The sequence below is a fragment of the Terriglobales bacterium genome, assembly GCA_035691485.1.
Lineage (GTDB): Bacteria > Acidobacteriota > Terriglobia > Terriglobales > Acidobacteriaceae > JAIQGF01.
The window spans coordinates 77,074-91,615 of record DASSIZ010000069.1 but is presented as its reverse complement, the minus strand read 5'-3'; the positions used below and the strand labels follow the sequence as shown (position 1 = coordinate 91,615).

At 60.5% G+C, this 14,542-nt stretch carries 13 protein-coding genes; 5 read left to right on the top strand and 8 right to left on the bottom strand.

Annotated elements, in window-relative coordinates; all coding sequences use genetic code 11:
* Positions 1-82: 82 nt before the first annotated feature.
* Positions 83-880, bottom strand: coding sequence for an IclR family transcriptional regulator (locus VFI82_08800; GenBank protein HET7184773.1), 798 nt, complete (start codon positions 878-880; stop codon positions 83-85).
* A gap of 279 nt (positions 881-1,159) precedes the next feature.
* Here VFI82_08800 and aceA point away from each other — a divergent pair, with 279 nt between their 5' ends.
* Both aceA and VFI82_08790 read left to right on the top strand, forming a co-directional pair.
* Entirely contained in the window at positions 1,160-2,548 is a 1,389-nt protein-coding gene (gene aceA / locus VFI82_08795; GenBank protein HET7184772.1) for an isocitrate lyase, read from the top strand.
* A 215-nt stretch (positions 2,549-2,763) separates the two neighbouring features.
* Complete coding sequence (locus tag VFI82_08790; protein HET7184771.1) at positions 2,764-3,030, top strand: oxidative damage protection protein; 267 nt, start codon at positions 2,764-2,766, stop codon at positions 3,028-3,030.
* 87 nt (positions 3,031-3,117) lie between these two features.
* On the opposite strand, the gene VFI82_08785 is transcribed toward VFI82_08790, so the two are convergent.
* From VFI82_08785 to VFI82_08770, 4 genes are all read right to left on the bottom strand, one after another.
* Entirely contained in the window at positions 3,118-4,377 is a 1,260-nt protein-coding gene (locus VFI82_08785; protein ID HET7184770.1) for an ATP-grasp domain-containing protein, read from the bottom strand.
* Positions 4,378-4,517: 140 nt separating this feature from the next.
* A complete protein-coding gene (locus VFI82_08780) occupies positions 4,518-4,889 on the bottom strand; it encodes a hypothetical protein (GenBank protein ID HET7184769.1) in 372 nt (123 codons plus the stop codon).
* Positions 4,890-4,932: 43 nt separating this feature from the next.
* Positions 4,933-5,172 (bottom strand): exodeoxyribonuclease VII small subunit, encoded by a 240-nt coding sequence (locus tag VFI82_08775; protein ID HET7184768.1) that lies wholly within the window; start codon positions 5,170-5,172, stop codon positions 4,933-4,935.
* Positions 5,173-5,379: 207 nt separating this feature from the next.
* The gene (locus tag VFI82_08770) at positions 5,380-7,248 is read right to left on the bottom strand and encodes a bifunctional homocysteine S-methyltransferase/methylenetetrahydrofolate reductase (GenBank protein HET7184767.1); all 1,869 of its coding nucleotides are present in this window, start codon (positions 7,246-7,248) and stop codon (positions 5,380-5,382) included.
* 250 nt (positions 7,249-7,498) lie between these two features.
* On the opposite strand from VFI82_08770, the gene VFI82_08765 reads away from it, so the two are divergent.
* Positions 7,499-8,710: a hypothetical protein gene (locus VFI82_08765; protein HET7184766.1), complete on the top strand. Its 1,212-nt coding sequence runs from the start codon at positions 7,499-7,501 to the stop codon at positions 8,708-8,710.
* A 28-nt stretch (positions 8,711-8,738) separates the two neighbouring features.
* On the opposite strand, the gene VFI82_08760 is transcribed toward VFI82_08765, so the two are convergent.
* Positions 8,739-11,258, bottom strand: coding sequence for a penicillin acylase family protein (locus tag VFI82_08760; protein ID HET7184765.1), 2,520 nt, complete (start codon positions 11,256-11,258; stop codon positions 8,739-8,741).
* A 96-nt stretch (positions 11,259-11,354) separates the two neighbouring features.
* On the opposite strand from VFI82_08760, the gene VFI82_08755 reads away from it, so the two are divergent.
* Both VFI82_08755 and VFI82_08750 read left to right on the top strand, forming a co-directional pair.
* On the top strand, positions 11,355-11,858 hold the full coding sequence (locus VFI82_08755) for a Fur family transcriptional regulator (protein ID HET7184764.1): 504 nt from the start codon (positions 11,355-11,357) through the stop codon (positions 11,856-11,858).
* A gap of 163 nt (positions 11,859-12,021) precedes the next feature.
* On the top strand, positions 12,022-12,483 hold the full coding sequence (locus tag VFI82_08750; protein ID HET7184763.1) for a DUF4870 domain-containing protein: 462 nt from the start codon (positions 12,022-12,024) through the stop codon (positions 12,481-12,483).
* Positions 12,484-12,633: 150 nt separating this feature from the next.
* On the opposite strand, the gene VFI82_08745 is transcribed toward VFI82_08750, so the two are convergent.
* On the bottom strand, positions 12,634-13,620 hold the full coding sequence (locus tag VFI82_08745; GenBank protein ID HET7184762.1) for a phosphoesterase: 987 nt from the start codon (positions 13,618-13,620) through the stop codon (positions 12,634-12,636).
* A 74-nt stretch (positions 13,621-13,694) separates the two neighbouring features.
* Positions 13,695-14,426, bottom strand: coding sequence for an SOS response-associated peptidase (locus tag VFI82_08740; protein ID HET7184761.1), 732 nt, complete (start codon positions 14,424-14,426; stop codon positions 13,695-13,697).
* Positions 14,427-14,542 lie beyond the last annotated feature (116 nt).

The window sequence follows — 14,542 nt, the reverse complement described above, 5'->3', positions numbered from 1 at the left end:
GGCTCGGCGTGTTAGGGGAAGAGGTCGCGCCGCGGAAGCTCTTGGTGCGGCGGGGACATGGAAACCGCCGCGCGGCAGTCTGCTAGCGGCGTGTACCGGCGGCAATTCTTGCGGCACGGTATCCGAGTTGGGTGGAAAGCCGCCGCGCTGTTTCCTTGACCAGATCGATGATCCGCGGCAGCGTGTCCTTATTCACCTGTTGCGTGGTCCCGGTGATATTCAGCGCGGCCTCGACTTCGGCCGCCGCGTTGAAGACAGGGGCAGCGACGCAGCGCACGCCAAAATTATTCTCTTCATCGTCGAGCGCATAGCCGTGCTCGCGCACCGTCTCCAGTTCGCGCAGGAAACGCGTGGGATTGGTGATCGTGGTCGGGGTGCGGCGCTTCATGCCGCGGTCGCGCAGGATTGCCAGCACGCGTTCTTCTGGAAGGTGCGAAACCAGGGCCTTGCCGACGCTGGTGGAATAAATCTCCATGCGCCGTCCTACCCAGGTGTCCATCTTGATGAATCCCGGCGCTTCCACGCGCTCCACGTAAACCGCTTGCGTGCCGTCAAGGATCGCGAGGTGCGAGGTGATGTGAACGTGCTCCACCAGCGAACGCATCATGGGCAATGCGACCTCGCGCACATCCACCGCGCTTAGCGCACCGCGGCCCAGGTTCAGGACTTTGAGCCCCAGTCGATACTTGTTGTCGCCATCGCGGCGCAAGTAACCGTGTCTTTCGAGCGCCCGCAGGATATAGCTGGCGGAGCTCTTCGGAATGTCCAGCTTGCGGCTGATCTCGGCGTTGCTCATGCCTGAGGAACGAGCCGCCACCGCTTCCAGTATGGCGATCGTGCGGTCAACCGCGGTCGACGGAGATTCGATAACGACGGACATGCGAAGGGGCGAATCCCGGATGCCCAAAAACGGGGCAGCGTTGAATTTCGCAACACCATCGTACTGCTTGTCGAACGATTGTTCAATAGGCTGAACGGTTTCCTTCCGGCAATCGGAAACTTAGGTGTGCACTATCATGAATTTGCGTTCAGTATACTGAACGGACGAATTGACGTACGCCGCCGACAACCTCTACCCTCTGTACACCATCTTGAACAGTGTTCGGAATATTGAACACGGGTCCCTGGTTCCCAGAATCCGAAACCGCAGAGGAGAACGATGATGCCGGTGAATGGCCATTCAAAAGCAGCGAACATTTGGAACGACAGCCCGCGCTGGAAGGGGATTACCCGTCCCTATTCGATGAACGATGTCGAGCGCCTGCGCGGCAGCATTCGCGTTGAGTACACGCTGGCGCGCATGGGCGCGGAGCGGCTGTGGGAACTGTTGCAAAGCGAGAGTTACGTGCCCGCGCTCGGCGCCGTCACCGGCAACCAGGCCGTGCAGATGGTAAAGGCAGGCCTGCAGGCGATTTACGTCAGCGGCTGGCAGGTTGCGGCCGACGCCAATGACTGGGGCCAGACTTACCCCGACCAGAGCTTATATCCCGTGGACAGCGTTCCGAACCTGTGCCGCAAGCTGAACAACGCGCTCATGCGCGCCGACCAGATTGACCACTCCGAGGGCAAGAATGGCACTTATTGGTTCGCGCCGCTGATCGCGGACGCGGAAGCTGGCTTCGGCGGGGCGCTCAACGCCTACGAACTGATGAAGGCGATGATTGAGGCGGGCGCGGCGTGCGTTCACTTCGAAGACCAGCTTTCGTCGGCAAAGAAGTGCGGTCACCTCGGCGGCAAGGTGCTGGTGCCGACCCAGGAAGCGGTGCAGAAGCTGGTCGCGGCGCGGCTTGCGGCCGACGTGATGGGCGTGCCCACACTTCTGCTGGCGCGTACGGACGCCAACTCTGCCAAGCTGCTGACCAGCGACATCGATCCGATTGACCGCGCCTTCATCGAAGGCGAGCGGACCAGCGAGGGCTTCTTCCGTGTGAAAGGCGGGCTGGACTACGCAATCGCGCGCAGCATCGCATACGCGCCCTACGTCGACATGATCTGGTGCGAGACCTCGGAGCCGAACATCGAAGAGGCGCGCCGGTTTGCCGAAGGCGTGCACGCGAAGTTCCCGGGCAAAATCCTGGCCTACAACTGCTCGCCATCGTTCAACTGGAAGAAGAAGCTGAGCGATGCCGACATCGCGCGCTTCCAGCCGGCGCTGGCGGAGATGGGCTACAAGTTCCAGTTTGTGACCCTGGCCGGCTTCCACTCGCTGAACCTGAGCATGTTCGAGTTGGCCCGCGGCTACCGCGACAGGGGAATGACCGCGTACTCGCGGCTCCAGGAGAAGGAATTCTCGCGTGAGTACGAGTACGGCTACCAGGCGGTCAAGCACCAGAAGTTTGTCGGCACGGGCTACTTCGACTCCATCACCGAAGTGGTCACGCAGGGCATGGCGTCTACCAAGGCATTGGAAGGCTCTACGGAAGAAGAGCAGTTCCAGGTGAAGGTGACGCCGCCGGTGATCCAGATTGGTCAGGATCCAGCATGCCAGCCGATCCTGGGCGATTGTCCGGCCGTCGAACCGACCCGGCAACGGATGGCGGGCGACTAGCGGAGCGTTGCAAGAACCACGGAGTGAAGAGTCAGGACGAAGAGGGTTAAACGCTTCGTTCTGACTTCTTTTTTGCTGTGCCGGCGAGCCTCTGTGACCCGCGGGGTGGCGATGCGCTAGAATCGTATCGACACATATAAGGAGTTCACATGGGCTGCGGGAATCCATTTGCCGGCGAGCCGCAACAAACGCAAGCTGATCCGAACGCCCGGAAGGTGTTCTGTGTGAAATTTCAAAAGGAAATGCCGGGACTCGACGAGCCCCCGTTCGACAGCCCTCTCGGACAGCGCATCTATGAGAACGTGTCCGCCGAAGCGTGGAAACTCTGGGGCGAGTACTGCAAGATGGTGCTCAACGAATACCGGCTGAATCCGGCGAACAAGCAGGACCAGGAACTCATCCTCAAGCACATGGAAGAGTATTTCTTCGGGGAAGGGCAGGCGTTTCCTCCAGGATACGTGCCCCCGAAGACTAAGTCGTAGTTTGCAGCCTTCAGAGAACACTCTGGAGCAGGAACGCGCTCCGTTTGAGAGCGCGTTGTGTTTTGTTCAACCAGAGCGCCGCAGCGGCTACACAACCGGAATGGCGCTCGAGATCAGGAAGCGGAGGCGGCGGTGCGATTCGCGCAGCGCGGCTTCCACGGCGTACGTGTCTGGTGCGCGGGCGAAGATGAAGCCGAGGTAACTGGCGCCTTCGGGCAGCGGCACCAGTTTCTGGCGCAGCTTGGCGGTAATCTCGACGCGCTCGATGTCCGGTACCTGCCGCGCAGCATCCACGTTCTCCACGCCTTCGTAAATGCCCTCGTGAGGTATGGGAATCATCATCACGCCTGAGGCGCAACTTTCCCGCGACATGTGCCCGACATTCTCACCGGAAGCGTGCCGGAGAATGAGTTCTTCCAATGAGATCAATTCCCCGTCGCATTGGAATCGGAGAGCGCCGGCGCACAGTCCTCCGATCGGACGCGCGGCAATTTCCAGCATCCACGGGCCCTCGCTGTTGACGCGTAATTCAGCGTGAATCGGGCCGTCTGTGAGTCCGAGGGCGCTGACGGCCTGTTCCGTGCAATCGATGATCGACTGCTGCGCGGTATCGCTGAAGCGCGATGGCGTGACATAAATGGTCTCTTCGAAGAATGGACCGTCCAGGGGATCGGGCTTGTCGAAGATTGCCAGCACGCGTAACCGTCCCGCGGTGACGAGCCCCTCGACCGCAACCTCACGACCGGGGATGAATGATTCCACCTGGATCCAGCCGGCGCTTTCGTCGCGCATGACCCGCACTTCTTTTTGCTGCAGCAGGGCAACGATGCGCCTGAAGGCAGCGACAAATTCCTTTCCGTTGTTGGCGCGAATGACGCCGCGGCTGGCGGACAGCCCCAGCGGTTTCAGCACGCAAGGATAAGGAACAGCGCCACCGACTTCCGCAGGATTGGAGACCACCTTGAAGCGCATGTACCAGGGAACGCGCATGCCGGCCTGCTTGTAGCGCTCGCGGGCCAGGAACTTGTTGTGGCAGAGTTCGACGCCTTCCGGAGGGTGGAAGCGGAGCCGGAGATCGCGCGCGACCAGGGCGGCAGTGGCGGTGGGTCCGTCTCCGATCGCAGTGACGCCTTGAATCGGATGGTGCTGGGCGAATTCACGGATTTTTCCAGCCGACTCGCGCGGTTTCTGGAAACGTATCGAAATGGCGCCGTCGCCCCAGGGATCGTCAAGTGCGTGGCAGGAGTCAGTAGCGAGCACGAGTGGAAGTCCGATGCGCTCGGCGGCAGCGCGGAACTGTTGCGCCTGGTAGCCGGTGGTGCTGGAGAGGAGGAGGAGTCGTTTCATTCGCTTTTCTATTGTAGCGGGATGGCGTAGCGGGTCGGTGGAGCGGTCGCATGCCACATCGCAATAGAGAAAAACCCGCTCCGAAGAGCGGGTTGGATTCCCGAAACCTTGATTGCCGGACCTCGGACGCAAACGCGAGATCAGGCAGCTCTCGAGCGGGCAAGCTTCACGTTGCGGGTCACCGCCTCGACGATGCAGGCGACGTCGCTGGCGTAGCAGCAATCCACCGCGCCGGCGGCGAGGGCAGCGGCCCACATCTCTTCATCGGGGATGCGATGCGTGCACACGATGCTGGTGTTGTTGAACTCGCGGGCAAGTTCTTGGACATCATCCACTGAAGCCAACTCCAGATCGACGACAGCGACGTGCGCGCGATGCTTGGGAATAGCGTGGCGGACTTCGTCCAGCGTCCCGGCGACGGACACGGTGCCAAAGTGATGGTTTAACGAGGCGGCGAGCTGCCCGGCGGCCTGGCCATCGTTGCTTGCGATTACGATACTTAGAGACTGCATGGGGCCCCCTTTCGAAACTGAATGTGCGGCTGTCCCGATTGAACTAAGACTTGGCCTCGGCGCGTTCAGCCGAGGGTTCGAAAGGTTCAGGTTGTAGTTTGCCGTTTTGCTTCAGGAGGATTTCCACCTTGCCTTCGGCGGCCTCCAGTTCCTGGCGACAGGAGTTGGAGAGCCGGACACCCTCTTCGAAGAGCTTGATGGCCTGTTCTAAGGGTACGTTTCCCTTTTCCAGCTCATCCACGATCTTTTCCAGCCTCTGCAAGCACTCTTCGAACTTGGGCAAAGCCACTCCTCAACAATTAATTCTAATCCAGTTTCCCAAACCCGCACCCGGAATATTTGGGACAACCCCGCAAGTGCAGATGGCCGATGTCGACGCTCGCACTTTAGGTCAGTAGAGGCATGCAACTGATTGACAGCATTCAGAAAGCACCATAAATAGTGCAATACACAAAAGGCACCATAAATCGTGCAATATATGCGGGGAGTTCTATGCGCTGGCGCTGCCGGTGGACCGGGTCCCAAGTGCTTCGAGGACATCGACAGCGGCGGCGAAGCGGCCCAGCGGGGCGCTGATCTGAACGCCTTGGACCATTTCCCGGACCGCCAACAGCATCTCCCGGGCAATGGCGACACCTTCGGCACGGGCGGCTTCAGCGGTGGCGGCGCGGTTCATGCGCTGCATGATGTCGTCGGGCACGGCAACCCCCAGTTCACTTTGCATGAATTCGGCATTGCGCGCGCTGACCAGCGGCCAGATGCCGGCGAGCAAGGGAATGCGGCAGTGCTCGATGCGGCGCAGGAATTGCTCCAGCAAAGCCAGGTCGAACACTGGCTGGGTGACGGCGTATTCGGCTCCGGCTTCAACTTTGTATTCAAAGCGGCGAACTTCCTCGTCGAGGTTGGGCACGCCGGGATTGGCACCGACGCCGATAACAAACGCGGTGGCGGCGCCGATCGGATTGCCGCCCAAGTCGAGACCCCGGTTCAGCCCCGAGACGATGTTGACCAGTCCGATGGCGTCCACGTCGAAGACGGCGGTCGCGTCGGGATAGTTGCCCATCTTCGGCGGATCGCCGGTTATGCAAATAAGGTTGCGGATGCCGAGGGCTTCGGCGCCGAGCAAGTCGGATTGAATGCCGAGCACGTTTCGGTCGCGGCAGGTGTAATGGAGAACGGGTTCGATGCCGACCCGCTGCTGCATGATGGTGGCCAGGGCCTGGTTGCTCATGCGGGCGGAGGCGCGAGGACTGTCGGGAATATTGATGGCATCGACGCCGACCGATTTGAGGTAGCGGGCCGCTTCGATTTCCTTTGTCGGCTGCGCGCCACGCGGGGGAACGATTTCGATCAAGATGGCAAACTCGCGACGCGCGATCCTGGCCCCAAGCCTGGTGCGCTGTTCCAAGGGCAGCGTGGGAACCACCGGCGCCTCGCTCTTCTTCTTGACCACCGCCGGCGAGGCGGCGCCCTTGGCGGCGTCGGCGCGCACAAATGACTTCATGAACTTGATGTGCTCCGGCGTTGTGCCGCAGCAGCCGCCAATCAGACGAACCCCGGCAGCGATGAATTGCGGGATATAGTTCGCCATGTACTCGGGCGAGCAAAGATAGATGTTACGGCCCTCGACCGCGCGCGGCATGCCGGCGTTTGGTTGTGCGGCGAGCGGGACGCCGTTGGCGGCCTGATGCACGCGCTCCATGGCGCCCAGCATGGCGCCGGGACCGACGCTGCAATTGCAACCGATTACGTCGGCACCCCAGTCCAGGAGCTTGGCGGCAAAAGTTTCAGGACTGGCGCCGTCCAGGCAGTTTCCGTCTTCGTCGATGGTGACTTGGGCTACGACAGGAATGTCGGGATTCACGTCGCGGGCAGCGCGAATCGCCTGGCGGATCTCGTCGAGATACCCAAAGGTCTCCAGCATGATCAGGTCAACCCCGCCTTCAACCAGGGCTGAGATCTGCTCAATGAAAGCGGCGTGCGCTTCATCCAGAGAAATCTTGCCGAGCGGCTCAATACGAACGCCCAGCGGGCCAACCGATCCTGCGACCAGGCCGCTGAAGGCTTTGGCTGCTTCGCGGGCGAGCGTGGCGCCGGCGATATTGATTGCCTTGGTTTTTTCGGCGCAGCCATGGCGCGCCAGTCGGAACGCGTTCGCGCCAAAGGTATTGGTCTCGACGATCTCTGCGCCCGCCTGAAAGTAGTCGTGATGGATGTCACGGATCAGGTCAGGCATGGCGAGGTTGAGCTCGTCGTAACAGCGGTTGATGAAAATTCCCTTGGAGTACAGCAGCGTGCCCATGGCTCCGTCGCAGAGCAGCGGGCGTTGTTTCAGGCGTGCGATCAGGTCAAGTGGCATGCGTAGCTGTGTCCCCGGGGCGGTTTCAGAAATCGGGCGAAGACGCCTGCCTCCGTTCGGTGGCACAAGCCGTACGGAGACGCCGATCACGGCGCAACGGAAGCCGCATGGACCTTGAAACCGCTTCCATGTGTTCAACAAATGTACTACGAAGGGCGGGATGGCTGGAAGCCGACGCTCCCAAGTCGTTTGTTATAATTGGCGATTCCAGCGACGCAATTCGATTCCAGTAGGCGGAGTCCGGAGCGTTTTGAAGCGAGCAATCATCCTGGCTTTTTGCACGGCGACATTGGGCACGCTGCTTTCATGTGGCGGCGGCGGAAGCAACACCAGTTCTTCCCGCAGTACCGTCAGTGGTATCAAGAAGCGCGCCTTCATCAGCAACAACTTCCAGAGCCAGATCGATATCATCAACGCGGCCAATGATACAGTCAATACGACGGTGGTCTCGAACGCGAACGGCACCACGTCCTCGACGCCGGCCAATGTCATCAGTGCGGGTGCGAACCCGTCGCAAATGGTTCTGACGCCGGACAAGAAGCTGACCCTGGTATTCGACCAGGGGGCCAGCACGATTGCGGTGATCACAAACGCGACGGAGTCGATCACGACGCAGATTCCGCTTCCCGCATTCACCGAAAGTTTTGTGGTGGCGCAGGACAGCACGACTGTCTACGTGGCGGTGCCGAATGCACCGATGTCAGGACCCTCCGGCGCCGTGGAGGTGTTGAATGCGACGGGGGGCACGCTGACGAGTACGATCGCGGTGCCGGCGGCGCGGCGAGTCGTGCTCAGCCACAACGGCAGCAAACTGCTGGCCTTCGCGGATGGTACGGACCAGATGTTTGTTGTGGATACAGCTGCGAAGACGGTGACTACGGTGAGTGGGTTCGACCGGCCGGTTTACGGGGTGTTCAGCAGCGACGACAGCAAGGCCTACATCATGAATTGCGGCCCGGAGTGCGGCGGGAACTTGGCCAAGGTAACGGTGTTGGATATGACGTCCAATGCGCCGGGTGCGACGGTGGCCGTGTCGGCGGCAAGGTTCGGCATGCTGGACAGCTCCGGAAATCTTTACGTGGCGGGTACGACAGCTAGCGGCGGCAAGTTGGACGTCGTGAACGCGAGCAGCCTGGCAGTGAATAAGTCAGGAGTGGCGATCAGCGACGGGGTTCACACGCTCATGGCGTTGGGCGCGAACAACAAGCTGTTTATCGCATCCCGGACGTGCACCAACACGGTGCGGGGATGCTTGTCAATTTATGACATATCGGCGGGAACGGCGGTGACGTCGGCGGCGGGTGGTGGAGACGTGACGGGGATTGAACCCTTGTCGGGCCGGAATGTGGTGTACGTGATCGAGGGTGGCGAACTGATTATTTACGACACAACCACGAACATGCCACAGTCGACGCAGATTGATATTGTCGGAAAAGCTTTTGACGTCAGAGTCGTCGATTAGCTCAACAGCTAGCCTTTCAACACACCAATTATTTCGGTTCCAATTTCAACTCATGAACGCGGGACTTCTGCACGGAGTCCGCAGAAAACGCAAGTGGGAAGGTTGTTCCCTGGTACCACGCCTGCCATTGGTCCATAAAATAAGGGCTTAGGAAGTTCCCAGCTTCGCCGCTGACGATGTTCAAAGTTGAAGCGTCGAGGTTGCTGAAGTCCACCGTCAGCCGCTCGGAGGGGCCGAAGCCGAGCCCGACTTGCTTGACCGTGGTGCCGTCGCCGGACTGCGGCAGGCGGCCGGGACCGGTCCAGCGATTCAGGAACGGAACGCGGCCAAAGAGAGGGTGCTGCAGGTACACAGGATGGGTGGGACCCCATTTCCAGGAAGCGAGATGGCGGGGGGCGTATTTTGCGCTGATGGCCTGCTCCACCGCGGCGGCCAATAGATCGTCCCACGATTTGTAGTTCTTCGGCAGCCAGCGCTGCGGGCGCTCAGTTAGAAGATTCTCCAGCCACACAGCAGAGTTCTGCCAATGGTATTCGCGCCAGCCGCTGTCGGGATTTCCCGTCGAAGCGGCGCCGAGGTATGGCTCCAACAACATACGTTGCAACTCGCGGCGCGCACCAACGGCAATGGTGGGCGCGGCAGAATCGACGGTCAGCCGGCCATCCCAATTGCGCATCAGGTCGGCAGCCTGGCGCACGCGCTGCGAGGCCGAGGGCATGTGGTCGACTGCCGTGGCGAATTGCCGGGCGAAGAAGCGATCCAGGTCAGAGTAGATGTCGGTCTGAAGAGCAAGCATGTCGGCGGGCGAGAATTTCTTGTCCTGCTGCAGCACCTGGTAGATACGGTCGGCGCGGTAGGGCGACATCCACTCCGCGCTTATCAGGTAGGAATAGCCGTCAGGTGTGACGCGCCCATTGGCGGTGCCGATGATCCCGGAGGGCGGATCAAAAACGCTGGGCATGCTGTCGAAGGGCACGTAGCCTGTCCACTCATAGGTTTCAACATTGCCTGGAACCGGCTTGGTAGCGTCGCCGGCCGCGCGCAGCGGGACCCAACCTGTCGCCTGGTAGCCGATATGACCGTCCACATCGGCGTAAACGACGTTTTGGCCCGGACCTCCGAAATGCGAGGCGGCACGGCGAAAGTCCTCCCAGTTCCGTGCCAGATCGAACTCGCGAATGCATTGCAAAGTGCCGGTGAGCAGATTCGGATCCCAGAGCGTCCATTTCAACGCCAGCGGGCGAGTTTCCCCGGGCAGCAGGCCGGTGACGATGGGACCATGGCGCGTGATAGTGACGTCGAGCGCAACATCGGCCTGGCCTTTCACCTTGATCAGTTCGTGCCGATGCTCAGGGCTTCGACTTCCTTCGGGAGTTTCGTACTGGCCATTCTTGTCGAAGGCTTCCAGGTAGAGATCGGTGACAGCCGGGCCCAGATTAGTGAAGCCCCACGCGATGCGGCGGTTGTGACCGACCAGGACCAGGGGCAAGCCGGGTGCGGTGACCCCGGCGACGTCGAGATCGTCGGCGGTGAGGTGCACTTCGTACCAGACATTGGGGATGTGGTGCTGAAGGTGCATGTCGTTCGACAGGAGCGGCTTGCCTGAGACGGTGTGCGCGCCGGAAAGGACCCAGTTGTTGGAGCCGGGGAAAAATGCGTCGACGGTCGACGGTTGGCGGTCGACGTGAGAAGCGAAGACGTTGGTCATCGATACTCGTCGGTCGATGGCGGTAGCTAAGGCCGGTGCCGGATGGTCGATCGCATAGGACTCGCTCGTCACTAGTCGTTGGTTGTTGACGATATTGTGCGCCGAATGGCCATCGACCATCCCCCACCGCCGGTTTTCTTGTGCCGGCGGGTGGTCGCGGCGCGATGTGTTGGGAAAAAGATCAGCGGCGAGATCGGCGGGCATACGCGAGACAACGCGTTCGCGCGCCAGCATGTCTTCGACGTAGAACAGGTTGAGCATCTCGTTGAACATGCACGCGATGAGGAATGTGTCCTCCACCAGCCAGGGGCGTGGACTGTAGCCAAGGATGCGGAATTCGACGGGCAGCGCTCGGCGATGCGAATCGATGAAGGCGTTGACGCCGCGGGCATACGCCTCGAGAAGATGGCGGTCCGTGTCGGAAACAGTCGCGGCGCCGCGCTGCGCCACCTGCCGCATGCCGAGCGTGCGCTGGTAGCGATCGTTCCTGACGTACTCGGGTCCGAGTACTTCCGCAAGTTCGCCGGCGATGTAACGCCGCGTCATGTCCATTTGCCAAAGGCGATCCTGAGCCGTGACATAGCCCTGAGCAAAAAGCAGGTCCTCCATGTTCTGCGCGCTGATGTGCGGGACCCCGTGACCATCGCGGATAATGGTAACCGGGGAAGAAACCGCAGTGTGGACAACCCCGTCAAGCTGCGGCAGGGAAGCGCGGGCGGCGCGATACAACCATACAGACGCGGCGGCAACCGCGACCAGAATGAGTAAGACTATTAGCGTGATACTGCGGAGAATGAGGCGCGCGGAGCGTCGTGGAGCGGCAAGGGTCGGCGAGACCATCGACTACGAATTCTAGCAGCAGGCTTTCACGCAACACAGCCATGCCAAGCACGACACACGGCGGGTCAGTGATATCCTCATTTCAGGGTAACGCCGATGTCCACGGCTCAAAAACGGGTCGATGATCAAGCGACGATTTCGCGGGAAAGCGTGCGCGAAGCGGAGGGCATTTTTCATAATCACCTGAAGAAGGTCGGACTGAAGCACACCGAGCAGAGGGACACGATCCTGCGCGCATTCCTGGAAACGCGCGAGCATCTCTCCACCGAGGAGCTGCACCGCCTGGTCAAGAAAGAGGATCCGCGGATAGGTTTTACGACTGTGTACCGCACTTTGAAACTGCTCGCGGAATGCGGGCTGGCGAGCGAAGTGGCGTTTCACGACGGCATCACGCGTTACGAACACCAGTACAACCGGCGCAATCATCATCACATGGTGTGCACGGAATGCGGCGGCTCGGTGGAATTTTTTTCGCCCGAGGTAGGACGCCTGGAGCAGGAGATCGGACGGAAACATCACTACCTGACGACGCGCCATACTTTCCAGATCTACGGAGTGTGCGCGCAGTGCCGGTCCAGCCGGCAAAAAAGCAGAGACTAGCGTCCCTGGCCGGACATCGTTGTCGCCACTGCATACCTCTGAAACGAATCATGGCAAACATGCGTGCAAACGCGCACTGCTGGCCTTAATCGATGGGGCTTGCACGCTGCATTGCGTTGCGGGGCGAGATTTTGATAATGTCCCCGCCCTGGAGGCGATTCCGATGGCGCGGTTCTGCTCCAATTGCGGTGCGCAATTACCCGACAATGCAAATAACTGTCCTGGTTGCGGCCGACCAGCGCAATCGGTCGCAGGGGGCGCGGCGGTTGCGCCTACGACGACCGCAGCGGGCGGCCTGACCGACAACGTAGCGGGCCTGCTGGCGTACGTAACCATTATTCCGGCGATCGTTTTCCTGGTGCTCGAACCGTACAATCGCAGCCGGTTCATCCGCTTCCACGCCTTCCAGTCGATTTTCTTCCACGTGGGAGTGGCAGTGATTTGGGTGCTGCTGGGTTTCCTCAGCTCGATTCCGTTCCTGGGTTGGGCCACGCTGCTCCTGTGGCCGCTGGTGGGCTTGGGCTTCCTGGTGCTCTGGGTGCTGATGTTGGTGAAGGCTTACGGCGGGCAGATGTGGAAATTGCCGGTCATCGGGGATATTGCGGAAAAACAGGCGAACGCGTGAGACGATTCCAGGCTTGGAGCTCAAGATGCGGCAACCGACGGGCTGCCGCATCGCGCACTTAAGGTCATCCTTGCCGCAATGAGCGGCAGGCGAAAAGGATCACAAACGGGCTGGATCCGCGCCAGCGCTGGCGGAGCAACACCCCGGTTATTAAGCTTGCGGCTGGCTCTGGGTAGATCGGTAACTGGCGCGCAACTCCTCGACGATCTCTCGCGCCGCCTTGCGGGCCTGCTCAAACTTGTCGGGCTCGAAGGAAATGGCGCCCACGCGTGCATGCCCCCCACCCCCGTAGCGCTCACAGATCCGCGCCAGGTTCACCATGTTCTCCGTGCGCGCCCACGGATTGGACCCAACTGCAACCTTGGTGCGGAAGCTGCTCTTGCTCAACCCGACGCTGTAGGTGCAGGACGGATGAAGGTAGTAGGGCACGAACTTGTTGTATCCCTCCAAGTCCTGGTCGGTGACGTCGAAGAACAAGGTGCCGTCCTTGCACTCGGCCCGGCTGCGGAGCAGGCGAATGGATTCCTCGTGACGCTGGAGCAGCGGCGGAAGCAGCTCGGCGACGAAAGGCTGGCGAAGGATCTCGTCGAACGGCATGGAGGCGAGCAGCGGAATCAGACGCGGAACGAAACCGGAATCCCGCGTGGATTCGATGACCATGGTCAGTTTCATGGCCGGATGCTTCATTTCGACCGCGGTCTTTGCGTCCTCGTAAAGAGCGCCGTCAATGATGTCGGCCCATTCGACGACTTCCGCCACCGGCGCGGGATTGAAGCCGAAACGTGTTTCCGCGATGGTGGCGATGAACTTAGTGCAGGATTTGAAATCCGGATCGTAAAACTTCTTGGTGCTGGTGTCGTTTTCGTAATGGGCGGCGTCCTCGGGGGTGAGGAAAGCGCTGAGGTGGTGATCAAACCACCAGGTGATCTTGGGTGAGGTTGAGTACTTGAAGTCCACGATCGCGTTTTCGTCGCCGTCAAAGTGGCTTTCGTCGAACAGTGCCCCGGCGCGATGGACGAGGCCGCTGTACTGAAATTGCACGTCATCGCGAATGCGCTCCTTGTAAAAACGGCTGAACAAGGCGGCCGAGCAGGCGCCGTCGAAACACTTATCGTGGTAAAAAACCCGAACTCTCACAAAATCCCTTCTTCCGGAAGACGCGCCGGGGCAAAGCCAAAAGCGTATAGAAATCTCATCTCAGCGGGTGAATGTCAAGCCGGGTGGTCGAACAGCGACGCGGTCAGGTTCTGCGCGGAGTCGGCGCTTTGGCCTTCCTGCAGCGGCTCCGCGCACCCGGGATCGTCATTCTTCACTGCGTTGACGCGGCTGCTGACCGGAAAAGATTTCATCAACGCGGCCGGCAGGGGTTTCAGCATTTCCGCGACTTCCTTCACGTTCGTGAAACCGGGATCGAGCCAAAGGTCGTAGTTGTCGGGCGGCAGGATGATCGGCATTCGGTCGTGAACGCTCGCGACCAGCTCGTTGGGCGGGCCGGTTAGGATGGCACAGGTTTCGATGCTGTTGCCGTCGGGAGCCTTCCAGCGGTCCCAGATACCGGCGAAGGCGAAGATCGACTCGTCGCGAAGGGTGAAGCAGTAAGGCTGCTTCGACTTGGCCAACTTTTTCCATTCGTAAAATCCGTCGGCGGGGATAAGACAGCGCCGGGCTTTGAGCGCGTCACGGAAAGCGGGTTTTGTGGCGGCGGACTCGGCACGCGCGTTGATCATGCCTGCGGCGCCGGAGGCATCTTTGGACCAGTAGGGAATCAGGCCCCAGCGCATCAGCGAGAGTTCGCGAACGGGTTGCTTGCGATCCTGGCGAACGGCGGGAATCGAGTCCGTGGGAGCGATGTTGTAGCGCGGCGACCAATTAACATCGCAGTCAGCGCCGAAATATTCCCTCAGTGCCTCTTTGCCCTTGCCGAGACGAAAGCGTCCGCACATAAATAGAATTCTAATGCATGACGCTGCGGGCTAATCGAATCAACGCTGACCTGCTGGCGTTTGTCAAAGCGACTGCTGCCGTGGCTGCCTGAATCAATGCCCGGCCTTCACGTCGG

Excerpts from the sequence above, each read along its gene's own strand:
- VFI82_08800 (HET7184773.1), bottom strand. The coding sequence starts at position 880 with ATGTCCGTCGTTATCGAATCTCCGTCGACCGCGGTTGACCGCACGATC.
- VFI82_08755 (HET7184764.1), top strand. The coding sequence starts at position 11,355 with ATGTCCACGGCTCAAAAACGGGTCGATGATCAAGCGACGATTTCGCGG.
- VFI82_08750 (HET7184763.1), top strand. The coding sequence starts at position 12,022 with ATGGCGCGGTTCTGCTCCAATTGCGGTGCGCAATTACCCGACAATGCA.
- VFI82_08740 (HET7184761.1), bottom strand. The coding sequence starts at position 14,426 with ATGTGCGGACGCTTTCGTCTCGGCAAGGGCAAAGAGGCACTGAGGGAA.
- VFI82_08785 (HET7184770.1), bottom strand. The coding sequence starts at position 4,377 with ATGAAACGACTCCTCCTCCTCTCCAGCACCACCGGCTACCAGGCGCAA.
- aceA (HET7184772.1), top strand. The coding sequence starts at position 1,160 with ATGATGCCGGTGAATGGCCATTCAAAAGCAGCGAACATTTGGAACGAC.
- VFI82_08760 (HET7184765.1), bottom strand. The coding sequence starts at position 11,258 with ATGGTCTCGCCGACCCTTGCCGCTCCACGACGCTCCGCGCGCCTCATT.
- VFI82_08780 (HET7184769.1), bottom strand. The coding sequence starts at position 4,889 with ATGCAGTCTCTAAGTATCGTAATCGCAAGCAACGATGGCCAGGCCGCC.
- VFI82_08770 (HET7184767.1), bottom strand. The coding sequence starts at position 7,248 with ATGCCACTTGACCTGATCGCACGCCTGAAACAACGCCCGCTGCTCTGC.